General features: G+C 76.7%; 3 protein-coding genes (1 of these 3 only partly in view). All 3 read left to right on the forward strand.

What is annotated here, in order from left to right:
• Tightly spaced (each overlapping or abutting the next), the 3 genes in view from ABD361_RS04840 to ABD361_RS04850 form a layout consistent with a single transcriptional unit that may run on beyond the window.
• Positions 1 to 13,218, forward strand: a complete 13,218-nt coding sequence (locus ABD361_RS04840) for an SDR family NAD(P)-dependent oxidoreductase (protein ID WP_344433430.1) — start codon at positions 1 to 3, stop codon at positions 13,216 to 13,218.
• Positions 13,215 to 17,888 carry an amino acid adenylation domain-containing protein gene (locus tag ABD361_RS04845; protein WP_344433431.1) on the forward strand — a complete coding sequence of 1,558 codons (4,674 nt, stop codon included), beginning with the start codon at positions 13,215 to 13,217 and terminating at the stop codon, positions 17,886 to 17,888. Before ABD361_RS04840 ends, ABD361_RS04845 begins: the two co-directional genes overlap by 4 nt.
• On the forward strand, positions 17,888 to 18,865 hold the 5' end (the start) of the coding sequence (locus ABD361_RS04850) for an SDR family NAD(P)-dependent oxidoreductase (protein ID WP_344433432.1). Its footprint extends 18,540 nt past the window's final position; only the first 978 of its 19,518 coding nucleotides appear in the window; its start codon is at positions 17,888 to 17,890; its stop codon lies beyond the right edge, outside the window. Before ABD361_RS04845 ends, ABD361_RS04850 begins: the two co-directional genes overlap by 1 nt.

An 18,865-nucleotide genomic window follows, 5' to 3' on the forward strand; every position in this document is an offset into this window, starting at 1 on the left:
GTGGACCGTCGGTCCGTTCGATGTGCCCTACACCTGAAATGGGACAACCCGATCGTCGACGACCACCGGGTGCACGGTGTGCGCACCCTGCCCGGGGTCACCTTCCTCGACATCGTCCACCGGCTGCTCGCCGCGCGCGACGTCCCGCTGGACCGCACCGGGCTGAGCGACGTGCTGTTCGTCGAGCCGGTGGTCACCACCGAGTCCTTCGACCGCGAGCTGACCGTCGAACTCGTGCCGGACGGCCCGGTCTTCCGGGTGACGGCGACCAGCCGCCGCGTGCAGGACGGCGTCCCCGCCGACGACGCGGTGACCACCCATCTGCGGGCGACCCTGCGCACCGACCTGCCCCCGCTCACCGGCACGCCGGAGCCCGCGCCCGCCGGCGCCACCCCGGCCGACGTCGCCGCGGTGTACGCGACGGGGCGGTCGGCCGGCATCGAACACCGGGCGTTCATGCGGTGCCTGGGCACCCTGCGGGCGACCGCGGACCGGGTACGGGCCGAGATCGCGCTCGGCGACGAGGCCCGGGCCACGGTGGAGGACTTCCTCCTGCACCCGGCCCTGCTCGACGGGTCGACCATGCAGTCGTACGCGCTCGTCTTCGACGGCGCGGACGCGGACGGGCGCCCCCTCATCCCCCTGCACATCGCCGCCTTCCGCGCGGCCCGCCCCCTCGGCGACGCCTGCACCGTCGACCTGCGCCTGAGGACGGCCGGGGACGCCGCGGCCAAGGACGTCGTCAAGGCGGACATCGACCTGTACGACCGCTCGGGCGCGCTCGCCGCGCAGTTCACCGGGCTGACCTTCAAGCGGGTGCGCTCCGCGGCGGCGATCACCCGGCTCACGACGGCCACGGCCACGGCCGCGCCGTCCGCCACGTCGTCCGCCGCGCTTCCCGTCGCCGCGCCTCCGGTTGACACTCCCGCGGCCGCCGCCGGCGGCGAACCGGGCGACCTGCGGGCGGAGATCGCCGAGCTGGTCCGCCGTACCGCCGGTGACCCCGGGCTCGCCGTGGACACCGACCGAGGCTTCTACGACCTGGGGCTGGAGTCCACCCAGCTCCTGGCGCTGGTGCGGGCCCTGGAGGAACGTTTCGACGTCCCGCTCTACCCCACCCTGCTCTTCGAGTACCCCACGGTCGATGCCGTCGCGGACCACCTCGCCGGGCTGCTGCCCGACGACTGGCACACCCGCACCCCCGCCGCCCCGGCCCCCGACGCACCGCAGGCGGACGACGCGCCCGCACGCACCGGCTGCCTGACCGGCGTGTGGCAGGAGGCCCCCCGGCCCACCGCGCCCGCCGTCCAGTCGCTGCTGGTGATCGGCGACGCGCGGATCCGGCCGGACCAGATCACCGTCCGGCGCGGCCCGGCCTTCCGCCGCATCGCCGCCGGCACCTACGAACTGCGCCCCGCCGAGACCGCGGACCTGCAGCTGCTGCTCGCCGACCTCGGCACCCGGCCCGGCGCGATCGTGCACGTGGCCGGTGAGGAGGCCGATCTTCCCGCCGCCGTGCGCTCGGCCTGCGGCGAGGTGCTCGCCCTGGCCCAGGTCCTCGCGACCGGCCCGGTCCCCGTCGTGCACGTGGGACCGGCACCGGTGGCCGCCGCGGTGGCCGGGCTCGCCCGTACCGTGCGCCTGGAACAGCCGAGCCTGGCGATCACCGCCGTCGCCTGCGACGGTCCCGCCGAACCGGGCGCGCTGCTCGCGGAGTTCGGCGACCTCTCCGAGCCGTGGGTACGGCACACCCCCGGGCGCCGGTACGTCCGCCGCTACCTTGACGCCGCACTCGGGGCCGCCTCCGCACTGCGCCCCGGCGGCGTCTACCTGATCACCGGCGGGGCGGGCGGCATCGGCCGGGAGCTCGCCGCGCGGATCACCGGGCGCGGCGCCACCGCCGTCCTGGCCGGGCGCAGCCCGCAGCCGCAGCCGGCGGCCGGGCACTACGTGCGGGCCGACGTCACCGTCCCGTCCGAGGTGGAGGCCCTGGTCTCCGGCGTCCTGGAGCGGTTCGGCCGGCTCGACGGCGTCGTCCACGCGGCCGGCGTGCTGCGCGACGGCCTGTTCACCGCCAAGCCGGCCGCGGACCTCGCGGCCGTCCTGGAGCCCAAGGTCCGCGGCACGGTCCTGCTGGACGCGGCCACCCGCCACCTGGACCTCGACTTCTTCGCCGTGTTCTCGTCGGTGACCGGCGTCGCCGGCAACGCGGGCCAGAGCGACTACGCCGCCGCCAACGCCTTCCTCGACGCCTACGCCCGCGAGCGCGGCCTGGTCTCCTTCGCCTGGCCGCTGTGGGCCGAGGGCGGCATGCGCACGGACGCGGCCGCCGAGGCGCTCTTCCGCCGCCAGGGACAGGTCCCCCTGCCGACCGCCGCCGGACTGGACGTCTTCGAGCAGGCGCTCGCCCTGTCCGGCACCGAGGTCGTCGTGCTCCACGGCGACCCCGAGCGGGCCCGTACCGCTCTCAACCTGCCCGCGGCCGAAGCTGCCTCCCAGGACACCGCCCCCGAGCCCGTACGCCGCACGCTGCGGCCGGCCGCGCTCCTGCCCGAGGGCGACCCCGACCCGGGCACCGGCCGGGACAACGACCGGGACATCGCCGTCATCGGCGTCGCCGGCCGCTACCCCATGGCCGACGACCTCGACCAGTTCTGGACCAACCTGCGCACCGGGCGCGACTGCGTCACCGAGATCCCCGCCGAGCGGTGGGCGACGGACGGCTTCTACGCCCCCGGGCGCGCCGCCGGGCGCTCGGCCAGCAAGTGGGGCGGGTTCCTGGAGGACATCGACGCGTTCGACCCCGCCTTCTTCCGCATCACCCCGCGCGAGGCCGAGGGCATGGACCCGCAGGAGCGGCTGTTCCTGCAGACCACCTGGCACGCCCTGGAGGACGCCGGCCTGACCCGCGCCGACGTCGCCGGGCGCGCGGTGGGCGTCTTCGCCGGAGTGATGTTCACCCAGTACCAGATGCTGGGCCTGGGCGCCGAGGACCGGCTGCCCGTGCTGCCCACCTCCTTCTCCTCGGCCGTGGCCAACCGCGTCTCCGCCTTCCTCGACCTGCGCGGTCCCAGCCTGGCGCTGGACACGATGTGCTCCTCGTCCCTGACCGCCCTGCACCTGGCCTGCCAGAGCCTCGCGTCCGGCGACAGCGAGCTCGCGCTCGCCGGCGGCGTGAACCTCATGGTCCACCCCTACAAGTACCTGCACCTGAGCCAGGTCGGCTTCGTCTCCTCCGACGGCCGCTGCCGCGCCTTCGGCGCCGGCGGGGACGGCTACGTGCCCGGCGAGGGCGTCGGCGTGGTCGTGCTCAAGCCGCTGGCCCGCGCCCTGGAGGACGGCGACCGGGTGCTCGGCGTCATCAAGGGCAGCGCCGTCAACCACGGCGGACGGGCCGGCGGCTTCTTCGTGCCCAACCCCACCGCCCAGACCGACGTGATCCGCACCGCCCTGCGCCGGGCCGGCACCGACCCCGCGTCCATCGGCTACGTCGAGGCGCACGGCACCGGCACCGCGCTCGGCGACCCGATCGAGATCACCGCCCTGGCCCGGGCCTACGGCGACGCGCGCAGCCGGATCGGATCGGTGAAGTCCGGCATCGGGCACCTGGAGCCGGCCGCCGGGATCGCCGGCCTGACGAAGGTCCTGCTGCAGCTGCGCCACCGCACCCTGGTGCCGTCCCTGCACGCCGACCCGGCCAACCCCGGCATCGACTGGGACGCGCTGGGCCTGCGCGTGCAGCGCACGGCGGAGCCGTGGCCCGCCGGCGAGGGCACCCCGCGCCGCGCCGCCGTCAGCGCCTTCGGCGCGGGCGGCGCCAACGCCCACGTCGTCGTCGAGGAGTACCCGCAGGCGCCGTCCTCGGACGCCACCGCCGTCGGACCGCAGGCCGTCCTGCTCTCCGCCCGCACCCCCGAGGCCCTGCGCGAACTGGCGCAGCGCTACCTGGAGCTGCCCGCGGCCGACCGCCTCGCCCAGGTCGCCGAGCTCGCCGGCCTCACCGGCGCCGACCCCGAGGCCGAACTCGACGAACTCGGCCTGGACGCCGACGACCTGCGCCGGCTGGCCCGCGCCCTCGAAGAGCGCTTCCCCGGCCGGGCCCCGCACGTCGACGCCCGCTCCACCCTGGCCGGCCTTGCCGCCGGCCTGCCGGGCGGCGGCGCGACGGACGTCCCGCTGGCCGACATCGCCTACACCACCCAGACCGGCCGGGAACCCATGGCCGAGCGCCTCGCCGTCGTCGCCTCCGACACCGACGAACTGCGCTCCGTGCTCCGCGCCTTCCTGGACGGCTCGCCGACCGCCGGCTACCGCGGCACCGTCACGGCAGCGGCCGCCGTCACCGCCCCCGACACCACCGACCCCCACGTCCTCGCGCGCAGCTGGGCGGCGGGCGCCGCCCCGGACTGGCGCGCCCTGCACCGCGACCGCAAGGCCCGCAAGGTGGCGCTGCCGCTCTACCCGTTCGCCCGCGTCCGGTGCTGGGTCGACGTCGACCGCCCGGCCGCGGCCGGGCAGGCACTTGGCGCGACCACGGCAGCCGCAGGCGCGCCGACCGCCGCGGCCGACGCGCCCACCGCTGCGACCTCCGCCGCCCCGGCCACCCCTCAACCCGATGCGGTGCCCCTGGACGTCCCCTCCTGGGAGCCCTGCCCCGCTCCCGGCCCGCTCCCGGCGCCGGACGGGCCCGTCGTGGTGCTGTACGCCCCCGGGCGCGAGCGCCTCGCCCACGAGCTGACCGCCCGTCATCCGGGCGCCCACGCCGTGGAGCTGGGCGCACCCGTCCCCGTACAGCCGCGCCTGGTCTACCTGCTGACCGGCACCACCCCCTCCCACACCGCCGCGAGCGAGCAGGAGCGGGTCGCGCACGCCGAGGCCACCGGCGTCAGGGCCCTGGCCCACCACGCGCGCCAGTGGTCGCGCCTGCCCGCCCTCGACTGGGTCGTCGTCACCACCGGCGCCGCCGCCGCGCCCGGCCGCGGGGTCAGCGACCCCTACGCCGCCGGCGTCATCGGCTTCGCCCGCGTCCTGGAGAACGAACACCCGGGCTGGACGGTCGCCACCGTCGACCTCGACCCCGCCCGCGAGTCCGCGGACCTGGTGGCGCCGGCCCCCCGCGGCAGCCGCCTGGCCTGCACCGGCGACGCCCACCACACCCAGGTCCTGCGCCCCGCCCCCGCCGCCGACGGTCCGCTGCCGCTGCGCCGCGGCGGCACGTACGTCGTCATCGGCGGCGCCCGCGGCATCGGGGCGGCCATCGCCCGCCGGCTCGTCGCGGACTGGGACGCGCGCGCCGTCCTCGTCGGCCGCAGCGAGCCGCCCGCCGGCACCGACCTGGGCGCCGGGATCCGCTACCTGCAGTGCGACGCGACCGACGGCGCCCGCCTGGCCGCCCTCCTCGACGGGGCCGGCCCCGTGCACGGCATCGTGCACGCCGCCCTCGTCCAGCGCGACCGGCTGGTGCGCAACATGTCCGAGGCGGACCTCACCGAGAGCCTCGCCGCCAAGTCCGGCGTGGCGGCCGCCCTGGCCGACGCGCTGCGCGGGCGCGAGCTCGACTTCCTGGTGTTCTTCTCCTCCGCGCAGTCCTTCCTCGGCGACCCGGGACTGGCCAATTACGCGGCCGGCTCCACCTTCCTGGACGCCTACGCCCATGCCCTCGACGCCCGCCTGCCCTACCCGGTGCGCGCCGTCGACTGGGGCTTCTGGGGCACGGTCGGCGCGGTGGCCGACGACACCCACCGGGACGGCCTCACCGCGGCCGGCTTCCACTCCATCACGCCCGAGGCGGGATTCGCCGCGCTCGTACGGGCCCTGCGGCAGCCGGCACCCCAGGCCGTCGCCGTGCCCGGCACCGCGGCCCTGCGCGGGCGGATGGGAGCGACGAGAACGGAGACCACGGACGTGACCGGCACCGGCGGGCACCCGAGCACCGCGACCCAGCGCGTGGTGGACGACTTCCACGCGCTCGACCGGCAGATGACGGCCCTCGCCCAGGGCGCCCTGCTCGCCCTGCTCGACGGCATGGGCGCCTTCGAAGGCCCCGCCGCGGACGCGGCCGGGATCGCCCGCCGCATCGGGGTCACCCCCCGCTACGAGCGGCTGCTGCACACCCTGCTCGACATGCTCGCCCACGCCGGCCTGACCGACACCGCGGACGGCCGCCACCGCCCCGCCCCCGGCGCCCTGGCCGAGGCCCGCGCCGGCGGCCACCTGCGACGGCTCGCCGAACTGGCCGACGCCCATCCGGAGTCGGCGGTCTTCGTCCGGCTGCTGGCCCTGTGCCTGGAGCGCTACCCCGAGCTGCTGCGCGGCGAACTGCTCGCCACCGAGCTGCTCTTCCCCCAGTCCGGCACCTCGCTCATGGAGAGCATCTACAAGGGCAACCCCATCAGCGACCTCTACAACGACCTGCTCACCGAGCACCTCGTCGGGCACGTCCGGCGGCGCCTGGCCGAGCTGCCGGCCGGCGCCCCCGTGCGCATCCTGGAGGTCGGCTCCGGCACCGGCGGCACCTCCGCCGGGCTGCTGCGCGCCCTGCGCCCGTACGGCGAGCGCGTGGAGTACTGGTACACCGACCTGTCGGTCACCTTCCTGGCGCACGGCAAGCGGGAGTTCGGCTCCCAGTACCCCTTCCTGAAGTTCAAGCGCCTCGACCTGGACACCGACCCCGTCGCCCAGGGCTTCCCGGCGCAGGGCTTCGACCTCGCCGTCGCCGCGAACGTCCTGCACGCCACCTCCGACGTGGGCCGCGCCGTGCGCCACCTGCGCGGCGTGCTGCGCACCGGGGGCGAGCTGCTGTTCAACGAGCTGACCACGGTCACCCTGCCGGCCACCGTCACCTACGGGCTGTTCGACGGCTGGTGGGCCCACGGCGACACCGCCCTGCGCCTGCCCGGCTCGCCGCTGCTCGACGTCCCCGGCTGGACCCGGCTGCTCGCCGGGGAGGGCTACGAGGTGACCGCCGCCCTGCCGGACGCCACCGAGACCACCCGCAACTTCCAGCACGTCGTCGTGGCCCGGGCCGCCGAGGCCGCCCCGCCCGCCGGCGGCGGCAGCGCCTCCTTCACCGACGCGCTCCTGGCCCTGACGTCGGACGCCTCCGGCATCCCCCTCGGCGACCTCGACCTCGACCGCGCGATCGGCGACTACGGCTTCGACTCGGTCAGCTACAGCCTCCTCGCCGGACGGCTCAACGACGACTTCGGCCTGGACGTGACCCCCGCGCTGTTCTACGAGACGCCCACCCTGCGCTCCCTGGCCGAGCGCCTCGTGCGCGACCACCCGGCGCTGGCGCAGGCGGCCACCCCCGCGGCCGCCGAGGCGGAGCAGCAGCCGGAACCGGCCGCGGCCCTGGCCCCGGCCCCTGCCCCGGTGACGCCCGCCCCCGCGCCGCCCGCCGAGCCCGAGGCGATCGCCGTCATCGGCATGGCCGGGCGGATGCCCGGCAGCCGCGACCTGGACGCGTTCTGGCAGCACCTGGTGGCGGGCGACGACCTGGTCGCCGACGTGCCCGCCGAGCGCTGGGACTGGCGCGCCCTCCCCGACGGCGTGCACGCCCGCCGCGGCGGCTTCGTCCACGACGTCGAGATGTTCGACCCCCTGTTCTTCGGCATCTCGCCGCACGAGGCCGCCGGCATGGACCCGCAGCAGCGGCTGGTCCTGCAGGGCGTGTGGAGCGCCCTGGAGGACGCGGGCCTGGCGCCGGGCGCCCTCGCGGGCTCGGACACCGGCCTGTTCATCGGCGCCGGGTCCAGCGACTACGAGGAGGTCCGCAGGTCCGCGGGCGTCCCCGTCGACGCCCACGCCGCCACCGCCACCACGCACTCCATCCTCGTCAACCGCGTCTCCTACCTGCTCGACCTGCACGGCCCCAGCGAACCGGTCAACACCGGCTGCTCCAGCTCCCTCGTGGCCATCCACCGCGCCGCCGAGGCCATCCGGGCGGGGGAGTGCGACATCGCCGTGGCCGGCGGCGTCAACCTCCTGCTCTCCCCCCACAACCACGTCCTGCTCAGCAGCACCGGCATGCTCGGCCCGGACGGCCGCTGCCGCACCTTCGACGCCCGCGCCGACGGGTTCGTGCGCGGCGAGGGCTTCGGCCTCGTCGTGCTGACCCGGGCCGGCCGGGCCGCCCGCCACCGCGTGCGGGCCTGGCTGCGCGGCACCGCCGTCAACCACGGCGGCCGCGCCCGGTCGCTGACCGCGCCCAACCCGGCCGCCCAGGCGGCGATGATCGTACGGGCGCACGAGCGCGCCGGCACCGACCCCACCACCGTCGGCTACCTCGAGACCCACGGCACCGGCACCGAACTCGGCGACCCCGTCGAGATCAACGGCCTGCGCCTGGCCTTCGACGAACTGCACTCCCGCCGGGGCCGCCCGGCACCGGCCGAGCCCTACTGCGCCCTGGGAGCGGTCAAGGCCAACATCGGCCACCTGGAGTCCGCCGCCGGCGCCGCCGGCGTCATCAAGGTGCTCCTGGCCCTGGAGCACGGCGTGCTGCCGCCGGTGGCCGGCCTCGGCGAGCAGAACCCGCACCTGCGCCTGTCCGGCAGCCCCTTCCACCTGCCGCGCACCGCGCAGCCCTGGCCGCGCCCGGCCGGCGCCCCGCGCCGCGCGGGCGTGAGCTCCTTCGGCTACGGCGGGGTCAACGCCCACGTCGTCCTGGAGGAGGCCGGGCCCGCGCAGGAGCCGCAACGCCCGCACGGACCCTGGGTGTTCCCGCTGTCCGCCCGTACGCCGCAGGCCCTGAGCCGGTACGCGACGGCGCTGCTCGACGCCCTGGACCGCGCCCCGGAACTCGCCGACGTGGCGTACACCCTCCAGCACGGCCGGGACGCCATGGAGGTACGCCTGGCCGTCACCGCCGGCGACCGGCAGACCCTGGCCGCCGCGCTCGCGGCCGCCGCCCGCGGCGCCGGCCACCCCGCGCTGGCCCGGCCGGACGGCACCGCGCCCGCCGACCGCTGGGTGGCCGGCGAGCAGGTCGCCTGGCCCGAAGGCGGCGTCCTGATCCCGCTGCCCACCTACCCGTTCGAACGCCGCCGCTGCTGGGTGGACACCCAGGAGCCGCAGGAGAGCGAGCATCAGCCCGAGCAGCAGCCTGCCGCCGGGGCCCCGGCGGGCCTGTACGCACCGCGCTGGCAGCCCGTCACCGACCCGACCGCCCCCGCCCGGGCCACCGGCCCCGTCTGGGTGCTCGGCCACGACGGCCAGGACGGCCTCGCCGGTTACCCGGCCGCCGCCGTCCACCGCATCGGCGACGCGCCCCTGGACGCGCTGCCGACCCCCGCGGCGGTCCACGCCCGGGTCACCGGCGAGGCCGGCGTCCTGGAGCTGTTCCGCGTCGTCAAGCACCTGCAGGCGCGCCCCGCCGCGGCCGGCGAGCTCGCGCTGACGGTCGTCACCCGCGGCGCCGCCGCGGTCGACGGCGCGCCCACCGACCCCCTCGCCGCCGCCGTGCTGGGCCTGGCCCGGTCGGTGCGGCACGAGTGCGAGCGCTGGCACGTCACCACCGTCGACCTCGGCACGGACGATTCCGCCGCGCCCTTCACCACCGCCCCCGGCGACTACGCGCTGCGCGCCGGCCGCTGGTACCGGCAGGTGCTCGTCCCCGCCGACGGCCCGGCGCCGGCCGTCCCGGTGCTGCGCGAGGGCGGGACGTACATGATCGTCGGCGGCACCGGCGACATCGGACTGGACGTCGCCGAGCAGCTGGTGCAGCGGTACCGGGCGAAGGTCGTCCTCGTCGGGCGCTCCGCGCCCGACGCGGCCAAGGCCGCCCGCATCCGGGCCATCGACCCGTCCGGCACCGCGCTGGAGGTCCACCGGGCCGATGCCGCCGAACCGGAGCAGCTGCGCGCGGTGTTCGCCCGCGTGGGCGCCGTGCACGGGGTCGTGCACACGGTGACCGTGCCCAGCGACCGGTCGCTGGCGGCCATGGACGAGGAGTGGTTCCTGCGCGGGCTGGCCGCCAAGAGCCGTACCACCGCCGCGCTCGCCGAGGCACTGGGGGAGCGCCCCCTGGACTTCCTCGCGGTGTTCTCCTCCGTCCAGTCCTTCCTGGGCAACCCCGGCCAGGCGGCCTACGCGGCCGGCTGCACCGCCCAGGACGCCGTCGCCCACGCACTCGCCGCCCGGCTGCCGTACCCCGTGCGGGTCGTGAACTGGGGGGCCTGGGCGGGCTCCGCGCTCACCGAGCGCCACCGCGACCGGCTGGTCGCCGCGGGTGTCCACCCGCTCTCACCGCAGGCGGGATTCGAGGCGCTGGGCCAGGTGCTCGGCCGGCAGGAGGTACAGGTGGCAGTGGTCTCCGGAACGGACGCATTCCTCGGCCGCATCGGCGTCACCACGGGCGAGGTCCCGGCGGTGGCCCCGGCGCCGGCTCCGGCGGCGGCTCCGGCGGCGGCTCCCGCCGAGAGGCCGTGGCGCGAGGCCGTGGCCGCGGAACTGCTGGGCCTGCTCTGCGAGGTGGCCGGCATCCGGCCGGGCGAGCTCGCCCCCGACGACCTGCTCAGCCGCTTCGGCTTCGACTCCATCATGTACACGCGCCTGAGCCACCTGGTGAACGTGCGCTGGGACCTCGACCTCACGCCCGCCGCGTTCTTCGGAGTGGCCACCGCCAACGACCTCGTCGACAAGATCCTGCGGGACCACGGCACCGACCTGGCCGCGGCCGTACGCCCGGCCGCGCCCGCCCCGGAGCAGGCGCCCGCACCGCGACCGGCCGTCGTGACAGCGCCTCCCGCGCCCGCGCCCGTACCCGCCGTACCCGCCGTACCTGCACCCGTACCGGCGCCCGTGACCGCCCCGGCGTCCTTCGCCGGTGAGCCCGGCGAGCCCGTCGCCGTCGCCATCGTGGGCATGGCGGGCGTGCTGCCGGACTCCGACGACCTGGACGAGTTCTGGCGGCACCTGACGCAGGGCGACGACCTCGTCCGCGAGATCCCGGAGGACCGCTGGGACTGGCGGCGTCTGCACGGCGATCCGGAGCCCGGGCAGTTCCGCACGACGGCCAAGTGGGGCGGCTTCCTGCGCCGGGTCGACCTGTTCGACCCGCAGTTCTTCGGCATCTCGCCGCACGAGGCCGTGGCCATGGACCCGCAGCACCGGCTCGTCCTGGAGGCCTCCTGGAGCGCGCTGGAGGACGCCGGCATCCGGCCGTCCGCGCTCTCCGGCACCGACACGGGCGTCTTCATCGGCAGCGGCACCTACGACTACTTCGAGCTGCAGCACGCCCTCGGCGTCCCGCTCGACGGCTACAGCACGGTCGGCCGGGCCCACGCGATCATGTCCAACCGGGTGTCCTACCTGCTGAACCTGCGCGGGCCCAGCGAGACCCTCGACACCGCCTGCTCCTCCTCCCTCGTCGCCGTGCACCGCGCGGCCGAGGCCATCCGGCACGGCGACTGCGACGTCGCGCTGGCCGGCGGCGTCAACGTCATCGCCTCGCCCACGCTGTTCGTCGACATGAGCCAGGCCGACATGCTCAGCCCCGACGGCCGCTGCCGCACCTTCGACGCCCGCGCCAACGGCATCGTGCGCGCCGAGGGCGTCGGCGTGGTGGTCCTCAAGCGCCTGGACGCGGCGATCGCCGACGGCGACGTCATCCACGCCGTCCTGCGCGGCAGCGCCGTGGGCCACGGCGGCCGCACCAACTCGCTGACCGCCCCCAACCCCGACGCGCAGGCCGCCTGCATCGTCAAGGCGCACCGCCGCGCCGGCGTCGACCCGCGCACCGTCACCTACGTCGAGACCCACGGCACCGGCACCGAACTCGGCGACCCCGTCGAGGTCGAGGGCCTGAAGACGGCCTTCGCCGCGCTGTACGCCGACCACGGCGCCGAATGCACCGAGGCCCACGTGGCCCTGGGCGCGGTGAAGACCAACACCGGCCACCTGGAGGCGGCCGCCGGCGTCACCGGCCTGATCAAGGCCCTGCTCGCCATGCGGCACCGGGAGATCCCCGGCAACCTGCACCTGGACACCCCCAACCCGCACCTGCGCCTGGACGGCAGCCCGCTGCGCGTGGTGACCGGCCGCGAACCGTGGCGGCGCGTGCGCACGCCCGACGGCGCCGAGGCACCGCTGCGCGCCGGGGTGAGCTCCTTCGGCCTCGGCGGCGTCAACGCCCACCTGGTGGTCGAGGAGTACCGCGAGGAGCCGGTCGCCGCCGGCCCGGACGGCCTGCAGCTGTTCGTCCTGTCCGCCAAGGACCCCGAGCGGCTGCGCGCCTACGCGCAGCGCGTGGCCCGCTGGGCCGCGGAGCACGACGACGTCGCGCCGGCCGCCCTCGCCCGTACGCTGCAGACCGGCCGCGAGGCCTTCGGCGAGCGCCTCGCCGTCGTCGCCGACTCGCTGCGCGCGCTGGTGGCGGCCCTGGAGTCCTGGCTGGCCGACGGCAGCGCCCCCGGCGTGTTCACCGGCGACGGCAAGGACACCACCACCGCCCTGCTGCTGGAGGGCCCGGAGGGCCACCGGTACCTGAAGTCCGTGGTCGACGCCGGCCGGCTGGACAAGGTCGCCCGGCTGTGGGCCGGCGGCGCCCCGATCGACTGGGCCGAGCTGTGGCCGTCGGGAGCCCCCCGGCGGGTGCCCGCACCGACGTACCCCTTCGCGCGGGAGAGCTACTGGCTCACCCCCGGCCCGCGGTTCGACGCCGTCCAGGCCGCCGAGGCCGGCCTGGTGGCCGGCGGCGAGGACGACGGCGCGCCCCGCACCGAGCCGGAAACGGTCGCCCCCGTCGCCCCCGTCGCCCCCGCCGACGCCGTCGAGCCCGCGGAGAGTGCCCCGGACGCCGGTGACGACCCGGAGGCCGCCGTCCGCGAGCACGTGCGCGCACTCCTGGCCGCACACCTCGGGATGCGGCCCGACCGGCTGCCCCTGGACCGGGTGCTCTCCGATGCCGGCGTGGACTCCCTCGGCCTGCGCCGGCTGAGCCGCCGCCTGGGCGCCGACTACGGCGTGGACATCCCCGCGCGGACGTTCGGAGTGGGGCAGACGGTGCGCGCGATGGCCCGGGCCGTGTTCGAGGCGTACGGGCCGCTGCCCGCGGCCGAGAAGGCCGCACCAAAGGCCGAGGCGGCCGCACCGGCCGCCGAACCGGCCCCCGAACCGGCCGCCGACAAGGTCGCGGCCCTGCTGGCGGGGCTGCGCAACGGCACCGTCCGCGTGGACGACGCACTGGCCGCACTGAAGGGAGGGACGGACCGATGAGCACCGAACTGCGCGACCTGCTGGCGGCGATCGCCGCCGGCGAGGTGTCCGACGAGGTGGCCGAGCTCCTGCTGCGGGGCCTGGTCGACGCGGCACCCGCACAAAAGCCCGCACCGGAGCCCGCACAGCAGCCCGCACCCGCGCCCGTACGCGCGGTGGAGCCGGCGCCCGAGCCCGGCCCGTACCCGCTCAGCCGGGGGCAGGCGGCGCTGTGGGCGATCCACGCCACGAACCCGCAGGCGACCTCCTACAACCTCCCGCTGGGCCTGTGGCTCGGCGACGACGTCGACCCCGGCCTGCTGGCCGAGGCGCTGGACGCCGTCGTGCGGCGCCACCCGGGCCTGCGCATCGCCGTCCGGCTGGACGCCGGCGGGCCCGTGCAGGAGGTCACCGACCGCCCCGCGGAGATCACCCGGCTCGACCTGGGCCACGTCACCGACGGCGAGTTCGCCGCCCGCGTCCGCAACCTGGTGCGCCGCCCCTTCGACCTCGCCCACGACCCGCTGCACCGCATGTGGCTGATCACCGCGCCCGGCGGGGGCACGCTGCTGCTCCTGGTCTTCCACCACCTCATCACCGACGGCGTCTCCAGCCACCTCCTGCTGCGCGACATCGTCGCCTGCCACGACGCGCTGGCCGCCGGCCGCGACCTCCCCCCGGTCGAACCGGCCGCCCCGTACGCCGAGTTCGTGCGCTGGCAGCGGGAGATGCTCGCCGGCCCCGAGGCCGAGGAGCACCGCCGCTGGTGGCTGGAGCGCCTCACCGGCGCCTCCAGCGCCCCGGTGACCGGCGCGCTCGCCGACCGCCGCCGGACCGCCCCGGCCTCGCACGCCGAGGGCGCGATGGTGCAGCTGCGGCTCCCGGAAGCCACCTGGAGCGCGGTGCGCGACACCGCCCGCGCGGCCAGGCTCACCCCGTTCGCCGTCGTCCTCGGCGCCTTCGCCGCCCTGCTGCACCGCCACTCCGGGCAGCGCGACATCAGCGTCATGGTGCCGACCGACGGCCGCCCCTCGCAGCGCTTCGACCGCACCGTCGGCTACCTCATCAACCCGGTGGTCCTGCGCCTGGACTGCGCCGCCGACACGTCCTTCACCGACCTCATGGCCGCCGTCCAGGAGCGGATGGCGGAGGCCGAGGACCACAGCGCCTACCCGTTCGCGTCCGTCGTCGACGACCTGCGCCGCACCTCGGACGCCGAGGCCGACTTCGGCATCGGCTTCTACATGCAGCAGGGCGTCGGCGGCGACCAGGACATGGCGGCCGGGCAGACCGTCTTCACGGACGCCCTCGACCTGACCCAGGAGGGCGAGAACGACCTCGTCGTCGAGGTGGTCGTGCGCGGCGCCGGGGCCCACGTGTACGTCAAGTACGACCCCGCCCTCTTCGACCGCGCCACGATCGAGCGGCTGGCCGAGCACTACCGGCTGCTGCTGGAGGCCGTGACGGCCGACCCCGGGCGCCGCGTCCGGGACGTCGTCCTCGCCACCGCGGCCGAACGCGCCCTCGTCGAGCGGGTCAACGCCACCCGCGCCGAGCGGCCCCGCGACGTCACCGCCGCCGGCCTCGTGCTCGACCAGGCCCGGCGCACCCCCGGGCGCACCGCCGTCGTCGACGCCGACGGCTCCCTCACCTACGCCGAGCTCGCCGGACAGGTGCACGCCCTCAACCGGCTCCTCGCCGAGCGCGGCGTGCGCCCCGGCGACCTGGTGGGCGTCCTCGTCGGCCGCCGGGCCGCGCTGATCACGGCCCTGCTCGCCGTCCAGGCCGCCGGAGCCGCCTACGTCCCCCTCGACCCGGACTTCCCCGCCGCCCGGCTCACCCACATCGCCACCGACGCGGGCCTGGCGGCCGTCGTCCTCGACGCGGACCTCGCCGACCGGCTGCCCGAGGACACCCCGGGCGTGCGCATCCCCCTGACCGCCCTGGATCCGTCCGCGCCGACGGAGCCGGTCGCCCGCCGCGACACCGACCTCGCGTACGTGCTCTACACCTCCGGGTCGACCGGGGCACCCAAGGGCGTCGAGGTCACCCACGGCAACCTCGTCAACCTGCTCACCTCCATGGCGGAGCGCCCCGGCTGCGCCGAGGACGACACGCTGCTGGCCGTGACCACCGCCGGGTTCGACATCTCGGGCCTGGAACTGCTCCTCCCGCTGACCCGCGGCGCCACCGTGCACGTCGCCCCCGCCGACGCCGTACGGGACGCCTTCGCGCTGGGCGACCTCATCGGCACGTCGGGCGCCACGCTCGTCCAGGCCACGCCGGCCACCTGGGAGATGCTGCTGCACGCCGGCTGGACCGGCCGGGTGGCCAGGATCCTGTGCGGCGGCGAGGCCCTGACCCCCGAACTCGCCGAGCGGCTGCTGGCCCGGTGCGACGAGCTGTGGAACATGTACGGCCCGACCGAGACGACCATCTGGTCCTCCACCCAGCGCGTACGCCGCCACCACCCCGTCACCGTCGGCACCCCGATCGCCAACACCACCTTCCGCACGGCCGGCCCCGACGGCACCCCCGTGCCGTTCGGCGCCGTGGGCGAACTGCTCATCGGCGGCGACGGCGTCGCCCGCGGCTACCGCGGCCGGCCCGAGCTGACGGCCGAGCGCTTCGTCGAGGACGCCACCACCGGCGAGCGGCTGTACCGCACCGGCGACCTGGCGCGCTGGTCGGCCGACGGGGAGATGGTGCTGCTCGGGCGGGCCGACCGGCAGATCAAGCTGCGCGGCCACCGCATCGAGCTCGGCGAGATCGAGGCCGCGATCCGGCGCACCGGCGAGGTCGGCGACGTCCGCGTCGTCGTCCGCGAGGACCTCGCCGGGCACCCGCAGCTCGTGGCGTTCGTGACCGCCCCGGCGCAGGCCGCCGAGGCCGCCGCCCGCCGCATCGCCGCGTGGCTGCCCGCGTACATGCTCCCCACGCGCACCGTGGCCCTGGCCCGGTTCCCGATGACCCCCAACGCCAAGGTCGACGCCGGCCCGCTCGCCGCGCTGCCCCTCGACGACCTGCTGCGCCGCTTCGGCCACGGCGACGAGCCCGCCGCAGCCGTGGCCGCCCGGCCCGAGCCGGCCGCGCGCCCCGCGACCGGGGCCGGCGACCTCGTGGCGCTGCTGCGGGAAGCGGCGGCCGGCGTCGCCGGGCTGACGGCGGAGCAGATCCCCGTCGACCGGCCGCTCGGCGAGGCGGGCTTCGACTCGATCGGCTTCACCCGGCTGGCGGTCGCCCTGCGCGAACGCTTCGGCATCACCGTGCGGCCGACCGTCTTCTACGCCCGGCCCGACCTCACCTCCCTCGCCGCGTTCCTCGCCGACGCCCACCCCGGCGCCTTCGCCCCGGCCGCGGCAGCACCCGTCGCGGCCGCTGCCGCGCCCGCCGCCGCGCCGGCCGGCTACCCGCCGGTGGCGATCATCGGGATCGGCGGGCGGCTGCCCTCCTCCGCCACCCTGGAGGAGTTCTGGGGACACCTCGCCGCCGGACGCGACCTGACCCGGCCGTACCCGATGGAACGCGGCTTCTCCGCACGGGTGTTCCCCGAGGCCTTCCGGGGCTCCTACATCGACGACGTCGACGCCTTCGACGCGGCGCTGTTCCGCATCTCCCCCCGGGAAGCGGCGCAGATGGACCCGCAGCAGCGGCTGCTGCTGCACGCCGCGCACGAGGCCGTCCTGGACTCCGGGCAGGTCCCCGCCGCGCTGGCGGGCAGCCGCACCGGGGTCTTCGTCGGCCTCAGCGGCGCCGACTACCTGAGCCTGCTCGGCCCCGGCTCCCCGGAGATGGGCGACCACTTCCTCATCGGCAACGTCGCCTCGATCGCGGCCAACCGCATCTCGTACGTCTTCGACCTGCACGGCCCCAGCGCCGTCTTCGACACGGCCTGCTCCAGCTCGCTGGTGGCGATCCACCGCGCGGCGCGCGCGCTCCAGCTCGGCGACTGCGAACTCGCCCTGGCCGGCGGCGCCAACCTCCTGCTGTCGCCGCACGGCTTCACCGGACTGCGCCGCGCCGGGATGCTCAGCCCCGACGGACGCTGCAAGACCTTCGACGAACGCGCGGACGGCTACGGCAGGGGCGAGGGCGTGGTGCTCCTCGCGCTCAAACTGCTCGACCGGGCGCTGGCCGACGGCGATCCGGTGCACGGCGTGCTGATCGGCTCCGCGGAGAACCACGGCGGGCACACCCACTCGCTCACCGTGCCCAACCCGCAGGCGCAGGCCGACGTCGTCCTCGCCGCGCACCGGGCCGCCGCGGTCGCGCCCGACACCATCGGCTACATCGAGGCCCACGGCACCGGAACGCCGCTGGGCGACCCGATCGAGATCGACGCGCTCAAGGACGCGTTCGGCCGGCTGTACGCGGAGCGGGGGCTCCCCCTCGCCGCGGGGCGCACCGGCATCGGGTCGGTCAAGACGAACATCGGCCACCTGGAGGCCGCCGCCGGCGTCGCCGGCATCGTGAAGGTCCTGCTGGCGATGCGGCACCGCACGCTCCCCGGCCTGGTGGACCTGCGGGTGCCCAACCCGGTGATCGACCTCGCGGACAGCCCGTTCCGGATCCAGTCCGCGGCGCAGGCATGGGAAACACCCGACGGCGCGCCGGCCCGGGCCGGCGTCAGCTCGTTCGGCATGGGAGGCAGCAACGTGCACGTGGTAGTCGAAGAGGCGGGGAAGCGTTGATGAGCGGCAACACCAAGAAGACGACCGCCTCGGTCGTCGTGCTGTCGGCCGACGGCCCCGAACAGCTCGAGCGCTACCGGGCGGAGCTTGTGGCCTGGCTGGAGGCCCACCCGGCGGCCTCCGTCGAGGCCGTCGCGCACACGCTGCGGGCCGGCCGCGAGGAGCTGCGCGAGCGGCTCGCCGTGGTCGCCACGAGCCGCGCGGAACTGGCGCGGCGCCTGCGCGACGGCGACGGCGTGGTGCGCGGCACCGCGCCCGCCGACGCCCCCGGCGACGCCCCTGCCGACGCCGTGCGTACGGACGACCCGGCCGAGGCCGCCCGGCTGTGGGCCGCCGGGCAGGCCGTCGCCTGGCCGGAGCCGGCCGGCGGCCGCCCCGCCCGTCTCTCCCTGCCCCACCCGCCGCGGCCGACCCGCCGCTACTGGATCAACCCGCCCGCCTCCCTCGCCGACACCCCCGCCGAACGGCTGCTGACGGGCGAGGAGTTCTACCTGCGCGACCACGCCCTGGGCCCGGTGCGGATCCTGCCCGCGGTGGCCGCCCTGGAGTTCGCCGTCGCCGCTGCCGCCGCGCAGGGCCACGGCCGCGCCACCGGAATCGTCAACGTCCTGTGGGCCCGCCCCGTGCTCGTCCGGGACGAGCCCGTGCGCGTCCGCCTGCACCTGAAGCCCGCCGCCGACGGCGTCGCCTACGAGGTGCGGCGGGCCGACGGCACGGCCGACGGCGCGCTGTGCTCCACCGGCACCCTGCGCTTCGACGCCCCCGCCGAGGCCCCCCGCCTGGACCTGGACGCCGTCCGCTCCCGGCTGCCGCGCACGGCGACGGCCGAGGAGTGCTACGCCGTCTTCACCGCCCTCGGCGGCGGCTACGGCCCCAGCCTGCAGGGCCTGCGCTCGGTGCGCTCCGCGCCGGGCGAGGCCCTGGCCCACGTCGCCGTGCCGCAGGCCGCCGACGTGCCCTTCTCCGACTTCGCCCTG

Origin of the sequence: Streptomyces luteosporeus (assembly GCF_039532865.1) — a bacterium.
In the GTDB taxonomy this organism is placed as follows: Bacteria; Actinomycetota; Actinomycetes; order Streptomycetales; family Streptomycetaceae; genus Streptomyces; species Streptomyces luteosporeus.

Bases quoted from the DNA above. Each gene is read 5' to 3' on its own strand.
- ABD361_RS04845 (WP_344433431.1), top strand. From the start codon at position 13,215: ATGAGCACCGAACTGCGCGACCTGCTGGCGGCGATCGCCGCCGGCGAG.